A 15,353-nucleotide genomic window follows, 5' to 3' on the forward strand; every position below is an offset into this window, starting at 1 on the left:
GTCCTTGAATGCCGAGGATCAGGCGCCGGCGCCGGCGAGCAGGGCCTGGATTTCGTCGTCCGACAGGCCTTCGAGTCGATCGAGCATGCCGGCCAGGTCCTCGGCGTCGAGGCCGCTCATGCGATGTTCGCTCAGCCATGCGGAAAAGCCGGCGACCGTCGGCGCCTCGAACAGCGCGCGCAGCGTCGCCTGGACGGCGAAACTTTGGTTGATCCGGCTGAGCAAGCGGGTGGCGAGCAGGGAATGGCCGCCGAGCGCGAAGAAATCGTCTTCGATGCCGACGCGTTCGCGTCCCAGGGTCTCCGCCCACAGCGCCGCCAGCGTTTCTTCTTCGGCGTTGCGCGGCGCGACATAGCGCTCGCCCGCGGCGGCTTCGGCCGCGGCGTCGGGTGCCGGCAGCGCGCGACGGTCGACCTTGCCGTTCGGGGTCAGAGGCATCGCCTCCAGCGCGACCCAGGCGGAAGGCAGCATGTAGTCGGGCAGGCGGCGCTTGGCCAGCGCGCGCAAGGCTTCGACGTCGATGCGCTGGCCGGCCCGGGCGACCGCATAGGCGACCAGCCGTTGGTCGCCGGGGCGGTCCTCGCGGCAGATCGCCACGGCCTGGTGCACCGAGGGATGTTCGGCCAGCACCGCTTCGATTTCGCCCAGTTCGATCCGGAAGCCGCGCAGCTTGATCTGGTGATCGATACGGCCAAGCACTTCCAGGCGACCGTCGCGGCGCCAGCGGGCGAGGTCGCCGGTGCGGTACAGGCGTGCGCCGGGGGGCGCGCCGAACGGATCGGGTACGAACTTTTCCGCGGTCAGCTGCGGTCGGCCCAGATAGCCGCGGGCCACGCCGAGGCCGCCGATCAACAGCTCGCCGGGCACGCCGGCCGGCACCGGCCGCAGGGCGCGGTCGACGACGTAGATCTGGGTGTTGGCCATCGGCCGGCCGACGCAGATCGCGCCGTCGGAGCGCACGCGTTCCAGTGCCGACCACACCGTGGTTTCGGTGGGGCCGTACAGATTCCACAACTGCGCGCCGTCGGCGAGCAGGCGGTCGGCGAGTTCGCGCGGCAGCGCCTCGCCCCCGCACAGCAGGCGCAGGCCGGCGGGCGCGCGCCAACCGGCGTCGAGCAGCATGCGCCAGGTCGCCGGCGTGGCCTGCATCACTGTGCTGCGCGAGCTTTCCAGAAGTCGCGCCAGGGCCAGGCCGTCGGTGGCGGTTTCGCGGTCGGCGAGCACGATGCGCGCGCCGACACTGAGCGGCAGCAGCAGTTCGAGCACGGCGATGTCGAACGACAAGGTGGTCACCGCGCACAGCGCGTCACCGCGGTCCAGGCCGGGTTCGCGCGCGACCGAGGCGAGGAAATTGAGCGCGGCACGGTGCGGAATCTGCACGCCCTTGGGCCGCCCGGTCGAGCCGGAGGTGAAAATGACGTAAGCCAGGTCGTCGGCCTGCGGCGCGCCCGCCGGGCGGCCTTCGCCGGGTGCGGCGAGCGCGTCTTCCAGCGCCAGCGTCGCCTGCGCGGACGGCAGCCGGGCGAGCAGCTCGCGTTCGCCCAGCACCGTCCGCATCGCCGCGTCTTCGAGCATGAAGCCCAGCCGCTCCGCCGGGTAGGCGGGGTCCATCGGCACGTAGGCGGCGCCGGCTTTGAGCGTGCCGAGCAGCGCCGCGAGCATGCGCGGGGTGCGTTCGACCAGCAGCCCGACCAGGTCGCCGCGGCCGATGCCGCGCGCGGCCAGGGCGCGCGCGACCGCATCGGCCTGGGCGTCGAGCTGGGCATAGCTCAAGCGGATGTCGCCCTGCTCGACCGCGATCGCCTGCGGCCGCTGCGCGGCCTGGGCTTCGAACGCGGTGTGCAGCGCCTGCTGCGGCAAGTCCAGCGCGGTGTCGTTGTTGGCGTACAGCAGCCGCTCGCGTTCGTCGGCGTCGAGAATCTCCAGCTCGCCGATCCGGCGCTGCGGTTCGGCCACCGCCGAACGCAATAGCTGCACGAAATGCCGCGCGAACGCGGCGATGGTGGCGTGATCGAACAGCGCGCTGGCGTATTCGAAGAACAAGCGCAGCTCGCCGGCGTCCTCGCTCGCGAACAGCGACAGATCGGTGCGCGCGGTGCCCTGATTGACTGCGTCGAAGCTGACCGAGCGCAGTTCCAGCTCCGCGGTCGGCGCGGCCCCGGCGGGGAAGTTCTGGAAGAACAGCATGACCTGGAACAGCGGTGTATGGCTGAGCGCGCGGTCGAGGTCGAGGCTCTCGATCAGGCGCTCGATCGGCAGGTCCTGATGCGAGAACGCGCCGATCGTGCCGTCCTTCACCCGCGCGAGCAGCTCGGCGAAGCTGGGATCGCCGGACAGGTCGTGGCGCATCGCCAGGGTGTTGATGAAGAAGCCGATCATCGGCTCCAGCTCCGGCCGGCCGCGGTTGGCCAGGCCGACGCCGCAGATCTGGTCGGTTTGGCCGCTGTAGCGCATCAGCAGGGTCTGGAACGCGGCCAGTACGACCATGAACGGCGTCGCGCCGTGCTCGCGGGCAAGCTGCTTGACCTGCTCGTAAAGCCCGGCCGGCACCGTTTCGCGCAAGGCCGCGCCGGCGTAGTCCTGGCGCGCCGGCCGCGGACGGTCGCCGGGCAGCTCCAACACCGGCAGGCGGCCGGCCAGGCGCTGGGTCCAATAGTCGAGTTGCGGCTGCAGCTTGCCGCGCTCGGACTCCTCGCGCTGCCACAGCGCGTAGTCGGCGTACTGCAAGGCCGGCTCGGGCAACGGCGAGGCCGCGTTCTGCGCATAAGCCGCGTACAGCTGCTGCAACTCGTCGAGCAGGATGCCCAGCGACCAGCCGTCGACGACGATGTGGTGGGCGTTGAGCACCAGCAGGCGGCGCTGATCTTCGACCTGGATCAGCGTCGCCCGGAACATCGGGCCCCGCGCCAGATCGAAGGGCCGCGCGGCCTCGGCGCGGCCGCGTTCGAACGCGGCCGCCTCGCGCGCCGATGCCGGCAGCCCGCGCAGATCCTCCTGCGCCAGCGGTACCGGCGCAGGATCCAGCACCTGCTGGCAAGGACCCTCGCTGTCGGCCTGGATCACCGTGCGCAGGCTTTCGTGGCGGCGCACGATCTCGTCGAGCGCGCGCTGCAGCGCCGCCTGGTCGAGGCGGCCCTCGACCCACAGGCTCATCGGCACGTTGTACACCGGCGAACCGGGTTCGAACTGATCGAGGATCCACAGCCGCTGCTGGGCGAACGACAGCGGCAGCCGCGCCGGCCGCTCGCGGCGAACCAGCGCGTTGCGCGCGGCGGCCTGGCGCCGGCCGAGCTGCAGCAGCAGCGCGCGCTTTTCCGGCGACAGGGCCGCCAGGCGAGGGTCGAGCTCGTTCACGACCGCGCTCCGCCATCCAGTTGCGCAGCGGCTTCCTCGTCGCTGAGCCCTTCCAGACTGGCGAGCAGGGCATCGAGGTCCTCGTCGGCGAAATCGTCGCGCGCCACGGCCACGCGCGCCGCCAACTGCTCCAGTGTCGGCGCCTCGAACAGCGTGCGCAACGGCAACTCGACGCCGAAGCTCTGGTCGATGCGCGCCAGCAGCCGAGTAGCCAACAGCGAATGTCCGCCGAGGTCGAAGAAGTTGTCGCGGACCCGCACCCGGCGCACGTTGAGCAACTGCTGCCACAACTCGACCAGGGTCTGCTCCTCGGGCGTGCGCGGCTCGCCGCCGGCGTCGTCGTCGTTGCTGGCGACGTCTTCCGGCATCGGCAGCGCGCGCCGGTCGACCTTGCCGTTCGGCGTCAGCGGGAACTGCTCCAGGATCACGAACGCGCTCGGCACCATGTAGTCGGGCAGGGCGGCCTTGAGGTGATCGCGCAGTGCGTCGGGCGTCGGCGCGGTGCCGTCGGCGGTGACATAGGCGACCAGGCGCTTGTCGCCGGGACGGTCTTCGCGACAGTGGACTACGGCCTGGCTGACATCGGCGCGCTGGGCCAGCACCGACTCGATTTCGCCCAGTTCGATGCGGAAGCCGCGCAGCTTGATCTGATGATCGATGCGGCCGATCACCTCGATCGTGCCGTCGCGCCGCCACAGCGCCAGGTCGCCGGTACGGTACAGGCGCGCGCCGGGGGCCGACGAGAACGGATCGGCGATGAACTTCTCTTCGGTCAGGTCGGGCCGGCCGCGATAGCCTGCGGCGAGACCGTCGCCGCCGATCAGCAGTTCGCCCGGCACGCCGACCGGTTGCAGGTTCATGCGCGCGTCGACGATGTGGATCTGGGTGTTGTCGACCGGCCTGCCGACCAGGATCGGCCCCTCGCCCGGGAACACCCGGCACAGCGCCGAGTACACCGTGGTTTCGGTCGGCCCGTAAAGATTCCACAGCTCGCCGCAGCACGGCAGCAGACGATCGGCCAGCTCGCGCGGCAGCGCTTCGCCGGTGGAGATGATCTTCAGCTCGGCGTTGCCGCGCCAACCCACTTCCAGCAGCATGCGCCAGGTCGCCGGCGTCGCCTGCATCACGTCCAACTGCGCGGCTTCGATCAGGCGGCGCAGGCCGAGGCCGTCGCGCGCGGTGTCGCGGTCGACCAGCACGATGGTCGCGCCGACAGTCAGCGGCAGCACCAGCTCGAACAGAGCGATGTCGAACGACAGCGTGCTGATCGCGCACAGCGTCTGGCCGGCGGCCAGGCCCGGTTCGCGGGCGACCGAGCGCAGCAGGTTGACCGCGGACCGATTGCGGATCTCCACGCCCTTGGGCTTGCCGGTCGAACCGGAAGTGAAGATCACATAGGCCAGGTCCTGCGGCGACGCGCCGTCGGCCGGCGCGCGCTCGGCGCGTTCGTCGAGCGCCGCATCCGCATCGGCCAGCACCACGGTCTCTACTCCGCCCGGCGGCGTCGCGGCGAGCTCGCGCTGGGTCACCAGCACCCGCGCGGCCGAGGTTTCGAGCATGTAGCTCAGGCGATCGGCCGGATAGGTCGGGTCCAGCGGCACGTAGGCGCCGCCGGCCTTGAGAATGCCGAGCAGGCCGATGAGCATTTCCGGCGTGCGGTCGACGTACAGCCCGACCAGCGAACCGGCGACGACACCGGCCGCGCGCAGTTCGTGGGCGAGCGCGTTGGCGCGTCGGTCGAGTTCGCGGTAGCTCAGTTCGCGCGCGCCGAAGCGCAGCGCGACCGCATCCGGCGAACGCTCCACCTGTGCTTGCACCAGCGCGGCCAGCGTCGGATCGGCCGGCAGTTCGCGCCCGGTGTCGTTCCAGCGCGCCAGTTCCTCGCGTTCCTCGGCGCCGATCAGGCGCAGCGCGTGCACCGGCGTTTGCGGCGCCTCCAGCGCGTGATCGAGCAGATTCAGCAAGTGATCGGTCAGTCGCTCGATGCGCGGCGCGTCGAACAGGTCGGTGCTGTATTCGAACACCAGTTCGCGGCGCGCGTCCTGGGTCACGAACAGGCTCAGGTCGCCCTGCGCGGTGCCCGGCATCAGCTCGACGGTGTGCACCGGATCGGTGCGCAGGCCGCTGAGTTCGATCGGGTGCTCGGGATAGTTCTGGAAGAAGTACATCGCTTGGGCGAACGGCGTGTGGCTGCTCGATCGCGGCAGGCGCAGCAGTTCCAGCACGCGGTCCAACGGCGCGTCGGCGTTGTCCATCGCGCCGAGCATGCCGTCGCCGACGCGGTCGACCAGTTCGGCGAAGCTGGGCTCGCCGTCCAGCCGCGTGCGCAGCGCGAGGGTGTTGACGAAGAAACCGACCACCGGTTCGAGCTCGACCCGCTGCCGGCCGGCCACGCCCATCGCCACGGTGATGTCGTCCTGGCCGGTGTAGCGCGACAGCAGCGCCTGGTACGCGGCCATGTAGACCATCGACACGGTGGCCTTGCGCTCGCGGGCGAAACGCTCGACGCGCTGGTTGATCGCGTCGGGAATGTGTCGCCGGTGCAGCGCGCCGCGGAAGCTCTGCGCGGCCGGGCGCGGGCGATCGGCGGGCAGGTCCAGCGACGTGGCCGCGCCGGTCAGGCGCTGTTGCCAGTAGTCGAGCTGGCCTTGCAGTCCGTCGCCGCCGAAGGTTTCGTTCTGCCACAGGGCGACGTCGGCCAGCTGCAGCTCCAGCGGCTCCAGCGCGGCATCGCGGCCTTCGCGGCGCGCGTTGTACAGCAGTTGCAGTTCGTCCAGCAGTCGGCCGATCGACCAGCCGTCGATGGCGATGTGGTGAAAGGTCAGCACCAGCAGATGCGATTGCGGCGCGAGTTCGACCAGGTGCGCACGCAGCATCGCGTCGCCGGCGAGGTCGAAGGATTGGCCGAGCTCCTCGCGCGCGATCCGCAACGCCGCTGCCTGTCGGTCTTGTTCATCGACGTGCGCGACCGAACTGTCGCGCCACGGCAGCGCGATACGCTCGAGGATGCGCTGGTACGGATCGCCGTCGTGAGTGCGATACACCGTGCGCAGCACTTCATGGCGATCGAGCAAGGCTTGCAACGATGCGCGCAAGGCCTGCGCATCGAGTTCGCCGTGCAGCCACAACGCAACCGGCAGGTTGTAGGCGGTCAAGCCGGGACTGAATTGGTCCAGCCACCACAGCCGACGCTGGCCGAAGCTGAGCGGTATGCGCTCGGGTCTGCTGCGTGCGGTGATCCTGTTCTGGCCAGCGCGCTGGCGCGCGGCGATCTGGCGCAATAGCTCTCGCTTCGCCGGGGACAGCCCCGCGATGCGGTCATCGATCTCGTTCATCAACCCCTTCCTTGTGACGACTCCATTCGGCCGACCAGTCCCGTCGGCTCCCTTATGGCATCCAGCGCTCGCAAACCTTGAGATGCAGTTGCGCGCGACCCCCAGTCGCTTGCATCCTTGGCATGCCGTCGGCGGTGCCCCCTGATCTCTATCCTATCCACATAACGGGATCCGGGCGCAAAGCGGACCACATCGATTGCCGGGTCGTCCAGTGCCTGGCGGGGAGATCGACGTGAAGACGGGCCAACGCAGCGATGTATCCGCCGGACGGGATGTCCGGTTCTCGAATTCCGCTGCGTAGAGGGAGTTTCCAGGAGTTTCACAGCCGGGGGGCAATGCATGGAATGGCAGTTCTGGCACCACGAAAGACACCACGCGGGCACATCGCCCGCAGGGTGAACGCCGTGGCCAATGCAGAGTTTTTAACCGATCTAATCGCGTTTTCGGCGCGGATTGGCGCAGAGCCTTTGCTTGTTCAGGGGGGCGGCGGCAATACCTCGCTCAAGCGCGGCGACGACTTGTGGGTGAAGGCGTCCGGCACTTGGCTCGCGCATGCGCGCGAGCGCGAGCTGTTCGTGCGCCTGCCTTTGTCGCAAGTGCGTGCTGCGTTGCGGCACGACGATGCCGAAGCGCGCATCGTCGATATCGCGCGCGGTCTGCCGTTGCGGCCGTCGATCGAAACCTCGCTGCATGCGCTGCTGCCGCATCGTGTGGTCGCCCACGTGCATTCGGTGAATGCGCTGGCCTGGGCGGTGCGCAAAGATGCACAGGAACGCATGCGGTCGCTGTTAACCGACCTGAATTGGGCGTGGGTGCCGTATCGCCGGCCCGGACATCCCTTGACGCGCGCTGTCGCCGCTGCCATCGACGCGCGCGCGCCCGACGTGCCGGACGTGCTGGTGTTGGCCAACCACGGCCTGGTGGTCGGCGGCGAGGATTGCGCGCAGGTCGCCGCGCGGCTGGAGGCAGTGGAGCGCCGGCTGCTGCGGGCGCAACGCCTTGCGCCGCCATCGCAGCCTGAGCGACTGCGCGCTGCCAATGATCTGGCCTGGCAGCCGCCGTCGGAACCGCTGGCGCATGCGCTGGCGACCGATGCGATCGCCCGCCGCATCGCCGCGGACGGCGTGTTGTATCCCGATCACGCGGTGTTTCTCGGCGCCCGCGCGGCCGTGGTCGGCGCCGGCGAACGTTTGTCGCAGGCGGTCGAGCGCTGTTTGCGCGAACGCGGCGCGATGCCGGCGTTCGCGCTGGTCGAAGACGCCGGCGTGCTGGTCGCGCCGGAATCGTCGACCGGGGCGCAGGCGATGCTGCATTGCCTGGCGTTGCTGGCCTTGCGCCTGAACGGCGACGAACCGCTGGCGCGGCTGGATGCGGACGAGGTCGCCGCGCTGGTCGACTGGGATGCCGAGGCCTACCGACGCGCTTTGGCGCGTTCGATGAACTGAACGGACCGATCGCAACGAACTCTCCACGGAAGGACAGCATGCAAATCGTCGTACCCATGTCGGGATTCGGAGAGCGCTTTCGCCGCGCCGGCTACCGCGTGCCCAAGCCGCTGATCGAAGTCGACGGCAAGCCGATCATCGGCCATGTCGTCGATCTGTTTCCGGGCGAGACCGAGTTCGTGTTCGTGTGCAACCGCGACCATCTCGGCGAACCGGCGTACCGGATGGCCGAGATTCTGCAGGAGCATTGTCCCAGCGGCCGCATCGTCGCCATCGCGCCGCACAAGCTGGGGCCGGTCAATGCGGTGTTGCAGGCGATCGACGCGATCGATCCGGCCCCGCCGACCCTGGTCAACTACTGCGACTTCTCCTGCAGCTGGGACTACGCCGATTTCAAGGACTTCGTCGCCGCCAGCGGTTGCGACGGCGCGATCCCGTGCTACACCGGCTTCCATCCGCACATGATGGGATCGACCAACTACGCCTATGTGCGCAGCGAACGCGGGCGGGTGCTGGATATCCAGGAAAAACGCCCGTACACCGACCGGCCGCAGAGCGAGTTCGCTTCCAGCGGCAGCTATTACTTCGCTTCCGGAGCGCTGATGCGCGATGCGTTCGAGCGCACCATGGCGCGGCCGGACCTGGAACTGGGCGGCGAGCGCTACGTCAGCCTGGCCTACAAGCCCCTGCTCGAGGACGGCCGGCGCATCGCCGTGTACGAGCTCAACCACTTCATGCAGTGGGGCACGCCGCAGGACTTGGAGGAGTATCGCTATTGGTCGGACGCGTTCCGCCGTCTGGGCGATCCCGCACGCGAGCCGCCACCGCGCCAGCGCGGGGCGGTAATGGTGCCGATGGCCGGCTTGGGCTCGCGCTTCGCCCAAGCGGGCTACGACGAGCCCAAGCCGCTGATCGAGGTCTCCGGCGAGCCGATGGTGGTGCAGGCGGCGCGCGACCTGCCCGAGCCGGGGCGGCGCGTGTTCGTCCAGCGCCGCGACCTGCCCGGGCGCGAACGGGTGGCGCAGACGCTGCGCGAGCGCTTTCCCGATTGCGCCCTGGTCGACCTGGAGCAGGTCACCGACGGCCAGGCGCGCACCTGCCTGCAGGGCTTGGACGGCATCGATCCGCAGCAGCCGCTGACGATCGGCGCCTGCGACAACGGCGCGTTGTTCGATCCGCAGGCGCTGGCCGGTCTGCTCGGCGAGGACGGCGGCGCCGACGTGCTGGTCTGGGTCGCCCGCGGCTATCCCGGTGCGGCCCGGCGACCTCAGCACTACGGCTGGGTCGACGAGGCCGAGGGCCGGGTAAAGGCGGTCTCGGTCAAAAAGCCGCTGGCCGACCCGGCGCGCGATCCGATCGTGCTCGGCACTTTCAGTTTCCGCCGCGCCGGCGATTTCGTCGCCGCGGCCGAGGCCATGATCGCCCGCGACGGACGCGTGAACGGCGAGTTCTACATCGACGAGTGCATCAACGATGCGATCGCGATGGGGCTGTCGTGCCGCGTGTTCGAAGTGTCGCACTATCTGTGCTGGGGCACGCCGGACGACCTGCGCACGTACGAGTACTGGCAGTCTTGCTTCCACAAATGGCCGACGCATCCGTATCGGCTGGAGCGCGACCCTCGCGTGGCCGAGCATGCGCGCGCCGGGCTGGAAAATCGCTATCGCATGCGCCGGCCGGAGCGCGCCTCGTGGTGAACGCGACCGCCGCCGCCGGGTTCGGGCGCCTGCGCGGCGAACTGCTGCGCTTCGTGTTGGTCGGCGGAACGTCCGCGGCGATCACTTTCTCGATCTACCGCGGGCTGATGCTGTTCGGCGCGTCGCCGCACCCGGCGCTGGCGCTGGGCTTCGTCGCCGGCACGGTATTCAGCTTCTTCGCCAATCGCTTGTTCACCTTCAGCCTGGCCGTCCCGATGCGGCGCAGCGAGGTGTTGCGGTTCGTGCTTGTCTACGCCACCGCGCTGGGCGCCCACGTCGGCGTCAACGCGCTGATGCTGGCCTGGCTGGGCCGGGGCGAGGTCGGCATCGCGGTGTCGTTCGCGATCGCTACTTGTGTGTCTACCGCGACGACCTTCGCCGGCATGAAATGGTTCGCCTTCGCCGGCGACGCGCCTCCGCCCGCCGCGGCTCCGGCGCGCTCCGGGCATGACCCGGCCGCCGGCGTCGCTGTGGCGCGCCCGCGCTTGTCGCTGGTGATTCCCTGCTACAACGAAGCGGCCAACCTGCCCTTGCTGGTGCAGCGTCTGCGCGAGAGCTTTCTCGACGAGCGCAGCGAAGTGATCCTGGTCGACAACGGATCGACCGACGACTCGCCGGCGGTGTTGGCGGCCCTGCTGGACGGGCAGGCGCGCATTCGCAGCCTGCGGGTCGAGCGCAATCAGGGCTATGGCTACGGCATCCTCGCCGGACTGGAGGCTGCGCAGGGCGAACTGCTGGGCTGGACTCATGCCGATCTGCAGACCGATCCGGTCGACGCCCTGCGTGGGTTGGAATTGTTCGCGTCCGGTGCCGAAGCGTGTTTCGTCAAAGGCCGTCGTTACGGTCGGCCCGCGGGCGATGCGATCTTCACCGTCGGCATGTCGCTGTTCGAGACCGTGCTGCTCGGCCGGCCGATGTGGGACATCAACGCCCAGCCGACCCTGTTCCCACGCGACTTCTTCCGGCGCTGGAACGATCCGCCGCACGACTTCGCCCTGGATCTGTACGCCTACCACCAGGCGCGGCGGTGCGGCCTGGACGTGCGTCGCTTCCCGGTACGGTTCGGCCCGCGCGCGCACGGCCGCTCGCACTGGAACGTCGACTGGCGCGCCAAGCTGCGCTTCATCCGCCGCACCGTCGACTTCAGCTGGCGCTTGCGCCGCGGACTCGGCGCGCGCTGACCCTCTCGCTATCGGATACCGCCATGTTCCTGCCGAGCACCTATTTCCCGACCCACGAAGAGAACCGCTTCGCCAACGAGGGCGATGTCGGCCGCGCGCGCGAGTTCTTCCTCAAGCATCGGCCGCGCAACCTCGAATTCCTGCTGCGCAAGCGCTACGAGTGGATGAACGCCTACATTCAGCCGGGGCAGCGGGTGGTCGAGTTCGGCGCCGGTTCGGGGCTGAGCAAGGAATTCATCCGCCACGACAACTTCCGCCTGACCGACGTCGAGCCGCGGCCCTGGGTCGACGACGTCGCCGACGCGATGGACCCGCCGCAGGCCGACGGCTCCATCGACGTAGCGGTGTTCAGCCACATGATCCATCACCTGCCCAACCCGGTGCGCTTTTTCGAGGGTATCCAGCGCAAGCTGGCGCCGGGCGGGCTGATCCTGATCCAGGAGCTCAATACCTGCTTCCTGTTGCGCCTGGCGCTGCGGGCGATGCGCCACGAGGGCTGGTCCTACGACGTCGACGTGTTCGACCCGGACGTGGTGGCCAACGACCCGCGCGACCCCTGGTCGGCGAACTGCGCGATCCCACAGCTGCTGTTCCGCGACGAGGCCGAGTTCCGCCGCCGACTGCCGGGCCTGACGATCGAGCGCAACGAGCTCAACGAGTGTTTCGTGTTCCTGGTCTCCGGCGGCGTGGTGGTGCAGGCCAAGACCGTCGAGCTGCCGGAGTTCGCGCTCAAGGCCATCGACGCCGCGGACCGCCTGCTGGTCGGGCTGCTGCCGTCGGTGTTCGCGATGGGCCGCTCGATCGTGTTGCGCAAGGCGGCGAACGCATGATCCTGGTGCGCCACCGCCGCAATACTCTGGCCGAGCTGCGCGCGACCGCGCCCGAGCTCGGCGTCGAGCTGGACCTGCGCAGCCGCGGCGATGAGCTGATCGTGCATCACGACGCCTTCGTCGAGGGCGAGCGCTTCCGGGACTGGCTGGCCGGCTACCGCCATCGGCTGCTGATTCTCAACGTGAAGGAGGAAGGACTGGAGGAGCGGCTGATCGCGCTGATGCGCGCGCACGGCATCGAGGACTACTTCTTTCTCGACCAGTCGTTCCCGTTCCTGATCCGCACCGCACGCAACGGCGAGCGCCGCTGCGCGGTGCGGGTATCGGAGTTCGAGTCGATCGATACCGCGCTGAGTCTGGCCGGATGCATCGACTGGGTCTGGGTCGACTGCTTCAGCCGCTTCCCGCTCGACGGCGCACAAGCGCGGCGCTTGCGCGAAGCCGGTCTGCGCCTGTGCCTGGTGTCGCCGGAACTGCAGGGGCGCGAAGCGGCGAGCGAGATCCCGGCGCTGCGGGCCCTGCTGGCGCGCGAAGGCATCGTCGCCGATGCGGTCTGCACCAAGGAACCGGATCTTTGGCGATGAGCGCGCAGCGGATCTGGCACGACCCGGTGTTCCGATGGGGGCTGGCGTTCAAGCTGGCGCTGGCGGCCTTGTTGGTGCCGCAGATCCAGCAAGCCTGGTTCGTGCCGTTCGTGCGCCACGCGCTGCTGCAACCGGCCTGGGACCCGTGGTCGGCGTTTCTCGCCGACGGCGGCGAGGCGATGGCCTACCCCTACGGACCGGTGATGCTGCTGGCCCACATGCCCAGCACTGCGCTGGGCCTGCTGGCCGATGCGGCGCTGGGCTCGGCCTATGCCAGCGGCTTGGGGTTCCGGCTCGGCCTGCTCGGCGCCGACCTGTGCGCGCTGGCGTTGCTGGCGCGGCTGTGGCCGGAGCGGCCGCGGCAACTGCTGTGGCTGTACTGGTGGTCGCCGATCGTGCTGTACGTGACGTACTGGAACGGCCAGACCGACATCGTGCCGATCGCGCTGTTGCTGGGGTCGTTGCTGCTGTTGCGCCGCTACCGCGCCGGCGCCAGCGGCGCGGCCCTGGCGCTGGCGGTGGCGGCCAAGCTCAGCATGTTGTTGGCGGCGCCGTTCTTCGCCATCTACCTGTGGCGCAACAAACGCCTGCGCAGCCTGCTGCGGCCGTTCGCGCTCGCCGCCGTCGCCACCGCAGCGGTGCTGTTGCTGCCCTGGCTGGGGTCGTCCGGTTTCGTGCGCATGGTGCTGGGTACGCCGGAATCGCTGCGCGTATTCGACCTGGCCTTGCCGCTGGGCCAGGACCTGCGCCTGTACCTGACGCCACTGCTGTATCTGCTGGCGGCCTACGGCCTGTGGCGGCTGCGGCGGATCAACTTCGACTTGCTGGTCGCCGCGACCGGGCTGTCGTTCTTCCTGGTGGTGCTGGCGACGCCGGCGCCGCCGGGCTGGTACCTGTGGCTGGTGCCGTTCCTGGTCGCGCACCAGTTGCGCAGCGACCGCAGTGCGCGGGTGTTGACCGCGGCGTTTTCCTTGCTGCTGATCGGCATGCACCTGATCGACTCCAGCGGCGCGTCCGCGCCCTGGCTGGGCTGGGACCCCGCGCCGGCGATCGCCGCCGTGACCGGGCGCATCAGCCCTCATCTGCATTCGCTGGCCTACACCGGCCTGGTCGCGGCCGGCCTGGTGCTGCTGGTGCAGATGCTACGCGAGCGCATCGCCCGCAACGACTACTACCGGATCGCGCAGAAGCCGGTCACGCTCGGCATCGCCGGCGACTCGGGTTCGGGCAAGGACACCCTCAGCCGCGCCCTGGCCGGAATCTTCGGCGAACACTCGGTGGTGCACGTGTCCGGCGACGACTATCACGTCTGGGACCGCTTCGAACCGATGTGGAAGGGCCTGACCCACCTGGACCCGCGTGCCAACGACCTGCAGCGCTTCAACAACGACGTGCTCGCGTTGATGGACGGCAAGCCGATCCTGTGCCGCCACTACGACCACGGCGCCGGCCGCTTCACTGCGCCGACCCGGATCGACAAGAACGACGTCGTGATCGCTTCGGGTCTGCATGCGCTGCACATGCAGCGCTTGCGCGAACGCTTCGACGTGGCGATCTTCCTCGACATCGACGAAGACCTGCGCCGGGCCTGGAAGATCCACCGCGATGTCGGCCAGCGCGGCCATGCCCTGCAGCAGGTGCTGAACTCGATCGAGCGACGCATGCTGGATTCGCGCCAGCACATCCACCCGCAGCGCGCCGCCGCCGGACTGGTGCTGCGGCTGATGCCGGTCAACGCGCAGCAACTGGAATCCGCGCCGTCGCCGGACCAGGTGCGATTGAAGCTGGTCGCGCTGATCCGCAACGGCACCTCGCACGAGCGCATGGCGCGGATCCTGATCGGCATCTGCGGCCTGCACCTGGACGTGCAGACCGCCGAGGACGGCGGCGAGGTCGAAATGAGCATCGAGGGCGACGTCGCCGCCGAAGACATCGCCATGGCCGCGCGCGCGTTGGTGCCGGGCCTGGAGGAAATGCTGGACATCCAGCCGCGCTGGGAGGACGGCATGAGCGGGATCATGCAATTGCTGGTGCTGATCCAGATCGAGGAATCGTTGAAGAGCCGGATACGATGAGCCTGAGAATCCACAATTCGCAAAAGGTGATGCGCGCGCCGCAGGCGATCATCTTCGATACCGACAACACCCTGTACGCCTACGAGCATCCGCATGCGCAGGCGTTGGCGGCCACCGAGCGCAAGGCGGTGCGCCTGCTCGGGGTCGGCCAGGAGGAGGTGCGCGACGCGTTCGCGCGCGCCCGCGAGGAGGTCAAGCGCCAACTCGGCAAGACCGCCAGCTCGCACAGTCGCTTGCTTTACTTCCAGCGCGGCATCGAGATCCTCGGGCGCAAGACCCAGCTGGTGATCACCCTGGATCTCGAGCAGACCTACTGGCGCACCTTCCTTTCGCATTGCGAGCTGTTCCCGGGCGTGCGCGACTTCCTGCTCGCGTTGCGCCGCAACGGCATAGGCACGGCGATCATCACCGACCTGACCTCGCAGATTCAGTTCCGCAAGATCATCTACTTCGGCCTGGACGATTGCTTCGACTACGTCGTCACCTCCGAGGAAGCCGGTGCCGACAAGCCGGAAGCGGCGCCGTTCCGCCTGGCGATCGACAAGCTCGGGCTGGACCCGAGCCGGATATGGATGATCGGCGACCACCCGGTCAACGACGTCGCCGGCGCGCGCAACTTCGGTTTGAGCACGCTGCTGCGGGTGGATCGCGGCCGCGACGGCGCTTCCACCGGCTGCGACGTCGAATTCGACGATTTCAACGAGCTGCACCGCTACTTCTTCTCCGGCAAGGTCGACGGAGTGGGCAAGAACTGATCGAAGCGCCGCGCGAGCGGCACCAGGACACACCGCAGCGGCGCGGGGACGCCGCTGCAGCGACCCGGCGGGGACCGGGAAGATAAGGAGTTCGTCG

Annotated in this window: 9 protein-coding genes; 7 read left to right on the forward strand and 2 right to left on the reverse strand. The window is 69.1% G+C overall.

Features of this window, described 5'->3' with window-relative positions:
- Positions 1 to 18: 18 nt before the first annotated feature.
- Positions 19 to 3,354: an amino acid adenylation domain-containing protein gene (locus V2J18_RS01610; protein WP_336130706.1), complete on the reverse strand. Its 3,336-nt coding sequence runs from the start codon at positions 3,352 to 3,354 to the stop codon at positions 19 to 21.
- Entirely contained in the window at positions 3,351 to 6,689 is a 3,339-nt protein-coding gene (locus V2J18_RS01615; RefSeq protein ID WP_336130707.1) for a non-ribosomal peptide synthetase, read from the reverse strand. The genes V2J18_RS01610 and V2J18_RS01615 overlap by 4 nt, the downstream gene beginning before the upstream one ends.
- Positions 6,690 to 6,943: 254 nt before the next feature.
- Here V2J18_RS01615 and V2J18_RS01620 point away from each other — a divergent pair, with 254 nt between their 5' ends.
- From V2J18_RS01620 to V2J18_RS01650, 7 genes are read left to right on the forward strand one after another with little or no spacing between them, the layout of a single operon-like run.
- Positions 6,944 to 8,134 (forward strand): class II aldolase/adducin family protein, encoded by a 1,191-nt coding sequence (locus tag V2J18_RS01620; protein WP_336130708.1) that lies wholly within the window; start codon positions 6,944 to 6,946, stop codon positions 8,132 to 8,134.
- 38 nt (positions 8,135 to 8,172) lie between these two features.
- On the forward strand, positions 8,173 to 9,831 hold the full coding sequence (locus V2J18_RS01625; RefSeq protein ID WP_336130709.1) for an NTP transferase domain-containing protein: 1,659 nt from the start codon (positions 8,173 to 8,175) through the stop codon (positions 9,829 to 9,831).
- Positions 9,828 to 11,012 (forward strand): glycosyltransferase, encoded by a 1,185-nt coding sequence (locus V2J18_RS01630; protein WP_336130710.1) that lies wholly within the window; start codon positions 9,828 to 9,830, stop codon positions 11,010 to 11,012. Before V2J18_RS01625 ends, V2J18_RS01630 begins: the two co-directional genes overlap by 4 nt.
- A 23-nt stretch (positions 11,013 to 11,035) precedes the next feature.
- The gene (locus V2J18_RS01635; RefSeq protein ID WP_064746515.1) at positions 11,036 to 11,842 is read left to right on the forward strand and encodes a class I SAM-dependent methyltransferase; all 807 of its coding nucleotides are present in this window, start codon (positions 11,036 to 11,038) and stop codon (positions 11,840 to 11,842) included.
- Positions 11,839 to 12,426, forward strand: coding sequence for a phosphatidylinositol-specific phospholipase C/glycerophosphodiester phosphodiesterase family protein (locus tag V2J18_RS01640; protein ID WP_336130712.1), 588 nt, complete (start codon positions 11,839 to 11,841; stop codon positions 12,424 to 12,426). The genes V2J18_RS01635 and V2J18_RS01640 overlap by 4 nt, the downstream gene beginning before the upstream one ends.
- Entirely contained in the window at positions 12,423 to 14,501 is a 2,079-nt protein-coding gene (locus V2J18_RS01645) for a hypothetical protein (RefSeq protein WP_336130713.1), read from the forward strand. The genes V2J18_RS01640 and V2J18_RS01645 overlap by 4 nt, the downstream gene beginning before the upstream one ends.
- A complete protein-coding gene (locus V2J18_RS01650) occupies positions 14,498 to 15,256 on the forward strand; it encodes an HAD family hydrolase (protein ID WP_336130714.1) in 759 nt (252 codons plus the stop codon). Before V2J18_RS01645 ends, V2J18_RS01650 begins: the two co-directional genes overlap by 4 nt.
- The last annotated feature ends 97 nt before the right edge of the window (positions 15,257 to 15,353 follow it).

The organism is Lysobacter firmicutimachus (genome assembly GCF_037027445.1).
GTDB classification, from domain to species: domain Bacteria; phylum Pseudomonadota; class Gammaproteobacteria; order Xanthomonadales; family Xanthomonadaceae; genus Lysobacter; species Lysobacter firmicutimachus.